At 40.2% G+C, this 3,385-nt stretch carries 3 protein-coding genes; 2 read left to right on the top strand and 1 reads right to left on the bottom strand.

Annotated elements, in window-relative coordinates:
* A partial coding sequence (locus HX743_RS15685) for a transposase domain-containing protein (RefSeq protein ID WP_004785112.1) occupies positions 1–96 on the top strand: 96 nt, incomplete at its 5' end.
* Positions 97–295: 199 nt separating this feature from the next.
* Here the strand turns inward: HX743_RS15685 and HX743_RS15690 are convergent.
* Positions 296–1,498: a site-specific integrase gene (locus HX743_RS15690; RefSeq protein WP_178319647.1), complete on the bottom strand. Its 1,203-nt coding sequence runs from the start codon at positions 1,496–1,498 to the stop codon at positions 296–298.
* Between the two features lie 492 nt (positions 1,499–1,990).
* On the opposite strand from HX743_RS15690, the gene HX743_RS15695 reads away from it, so the two are divergent.
* Positions 1,991–3,202: an integrase arm-type DNA-binding domain-containing protein gene (locus HX743_RS15695; RefSeq protein WP_178319648.1), complete on the top strand. Its 1,212-nt coding sequence runs from the start codon at positions 1,991–1,993 to the stop codon at positions 3,200–3,202.
* Positions 3,203–3,385: the final 183 nt, after the last annotated feature.

The raw sequence follows: 3,385 nt of genomic DNA on the forward strand, positions 1-3,385 counted from the left end.
GCCTATTTAAGTGATGTGCTGAAAAGGCTGCCGACACATAAAGTGACCCAGATTGAAGAGTTACTGCCACACTGCTGGAAACCTAAATCGAATTAAAAAATAGGTATGGGATTCAGCGGACGCTTACATAAAAAAGGGACAGATAGCTCAAGTTTAAATTAACCTTGAAGCCTCTATCCCATGATAGATACAAGCTTAATAATGTAACCCATGTTACGTGAATATTAAGCGAGGTGTTTGCAGTTAAAAACAACTATATTATGTTTTATGTTAATGCACAAATGATTTTTTATGATTAACTTTTATCAATCCAATCAGCCACTTGCTGAACTTCGGGGCGTAAATATTGCAAGTGCGTAGTTTCTAAATAATGAATTGCTGTAACCCCTTTAGGCACATGGTTTGTCAGCAATTCAACCTTGTTTAAATCAATACCACAATGCGCCACTCCTATTGTGGTAAACGTCCGTCTAAGGTCATGTGCTGTAATTGGTGTTCCAGCAACTTCACTCATACGTTTCAATGAATCTCTAGGGTCAATAATGTGTCCTGACTTTGACCATGAAGCAAAAACAAAAGGTGAACTCTCTGTTCTAGGTCTAGCTTTGAGCAGCTCTATTGCTTGAGTTGATAAGGGTAAATAGACAGGATTGTGGTTTTTAGGGTCGGGTATATGCCACCATGCTTCCTCTAAATTAACTCTATCCCAAGTTAAAGAACGAGCTTCGCCTAATCGTGCGCCTGTGAGCATTAGGAAAATAATTAAATCAATGCTTGCTAGAGTTTCACGGTTAAAAGCAGTTTCCCTTGTTGACCACAGGTATTTCCAAACATCATTTACCTTAGAATCAGGAATACGACTGGTACGAGGTTTTAATTTCACCATTTTCTTTTTAAGAATATTTACAGGGTTTTCCTGAATTAATGGTGTGCCATCTTCCTTTCTATATTCATCGATTGCGTAATTAATTAATGCTCTTAATACGCTGAATGCTTGATTAGCTTGGGCAGGTGCAGGGGCATTACCACGTAAACCATGTTCTTTAAGTTGGTTGTAGCGTTTATTCACATCCTCACGGTTTATGGCTGCAATAGGAGTATCCTGCCATGCTTCAAAACTTGTGGTCACATGTCTACGAATTTCACTTTGCGAACTTGCTTTAAGCGACCTGTCTTTAATGTAAGAGTCGCAGACTTCGCGTAACGTAATAGACATTAATGCATGTGCTTTTGCCTGCGCTGTTGGGCTTGTACCCATGCGCATTGTGCGTAAATGCTCGCGGGCAATGTCACGTGCTTGGTCAGGGGCAAAGACACCATACTGCCCGATAGTAATGCGCTCAGAGCGACCATTAACACGGTTTTGCACAATAAAGCTAACACGACCTTTAGGGGTAACTCGAATACCGAAACCTTTTAATTCAGTATCCCATTCAAATTTATCTTTGTTGATTGGTGCAGGGTATTTGTCGATGAAGCTCTTAGTCAACTTAGGCATGATAGAACTCCTCACCGACATTGTAGTTGGCGATAAATGTAGTATGATTCATTTGTTGTTTCCTAGTAGGGATATAACCACAGGCAAGGACTATTGGCGTAGTCGCTTGCCTTTTTTGCACTGTAACTCGTAAGCAATTTGTAAGCGATACAGGGAAAGCATAAACAAGCTACATAAAACAAAATATAGCTTCAAGGCATTGTTTTGTAAAGGAATGTATGGCTTACTAAATGTTAATAAAGCCCAGTAAAGTGTAAGTCCCAATAACTTGAAAACCGACGAGGGTGTGAGTCCTCCGTGAGTTCGAATCTCACCGCTTCCGCCAAATTCAAGTTTCTGACACTGTTTAACACTGTATAAGTTTTTGATTTATAAGGTTAAATTTGGAAATTTACAATATGACAAGCCGTGACGCACTATACCAATCGGCAGTTATAAAGTAGTAAAAAATGCAGTAAGATTATTCTTTACTGCATTTTTTATGTCTGAATTATGGCGACTCGTGGAATTAACAAGCTTAGTGCTTTACAGGTTAAAAAAGCTAAACCCGATCCTGACAAGATGTATAAGCTGTCAGATGGGGGAAATCTGTATCTGCGTATTGATCAGAGCGGTAGCAAGTACTGGATCTTCAATTACACACGTCCATTCTTAGGCAAGCGTAATGATTTATCTTTGGGGACTTACCCTGAAGTTTCGTTAGATGATGCTCGTACTATTCGTGATGAATATAAGAAACTTATCAAGCAGGGTATTGATCCAGCAATGGAGCGGATTGAAACCAAGTCTCAGAAACAGAAAGAAGCAGAAAACACCTTTCGTATCGTTGCTGAAGCATGGCTGTATAAACGTGAGCTAGAGCAAAAACAAGATGAAGAGACGATCCGTCGTTTAAAGCATGATGTCTATCCCTACGTTGGTGATTTAACCTTTCCACAGCTTACCCTAGAAATCCTTGAGATTAAGGTCTTTAAGCGCATCATTGAGCGTGGTGCTCTGTCTGTTGCCAAACGCCTTAAATCAGACCTGAACCAAATCTTTAAATCAGCACGTAAGAAAAAGCTGATCCAATATAATCCAATTGAAGATATTGAATTACCAAAACCACAAGGTGGAAACTTTGCAGCCGTGACAGAAGAGCAAGACCTAGCTCCAATGCTAAATAAGATTTGGAACTACTCTAAGCTTTATACACGCTGTTTACTGACCACGCAGGTGGCGTTAAAAATCTCTGTGCTGACCTTTCAGCGACCTGGGGAGATTCGCAAGCTGAAAAAGGAATATTTCTATCATGAAGAGCGTTGCTTTAAATTTACAGCCAGTAAAACCAAGCAACTTCATATTGTGCCATTGTCAGATCAAGCCTTTGACTTGATTGAGTCAATTATTGATCTGCATCCATACAGCGAATACATCTTTGTGGGGCGGGATGGTAAAACCTTTATTTCTGACAATACCATCAACTCCGCTTTAAAACGCTTGGGCTATGGTGGTGAACAGACAGCACATGGCTTTAGGGCAACTGCACGTACCATGCTGGATGAAATTCTGGAGCAGCGTGTGGACTTCATTGAACATCAACTGGCGCATAAGGTAAAAGACAACAATGGTACAGCTTACAACCGAACCAAGTTTCTGAATAAACGCCAAGAGATGATGCAGGAATGGGCTGATTATTTGGAGTCCCTGCTTGAGCCTATATGATAATCAGCAAGAAGAAAGCCTGTCATGTGAGACAGGCTATTTCAATTTATGCAGCTTTGTCAACGGCATTCTAAAATTGACCCCTTTCACCTTACAAATGGCAAAGTAAAATTGACCCCTTTGATCTCGTATTAAATTTCAACCTGGGGCTGAATCCCAATTCTTTTTTTATCCTTCAAACGA

This window comes from Acinetobacter sp. Swhac1, assembly GCF_013390985.1.
In the GTDB taxonomy this organism is placed as follows: domain Bacteria; phylum Pseudomonadota; class Gammaproteobacteria; order Pseudomonadales; family Moraxellaceae; genus Acinetobacter; species Acinetobacter towneri.

Excerpts from the sequence above, each read along its gene's own strand:
- HX743_RS15695 (WP_178319648.1), top strand. The coding sequence starts at position 1,991 with ATGGCGACTCGTGGAATTAACAAGCTTAGTGCTTTACAGGTTAAAAAA.
- HX743_RS15690 (WP_178319647.1), bottom strand. The coding sequence starts at position 1,498 with ATGCCTAAGTTGACTAAGAGCTTCATCGACAAATACCCTGCACCAATC.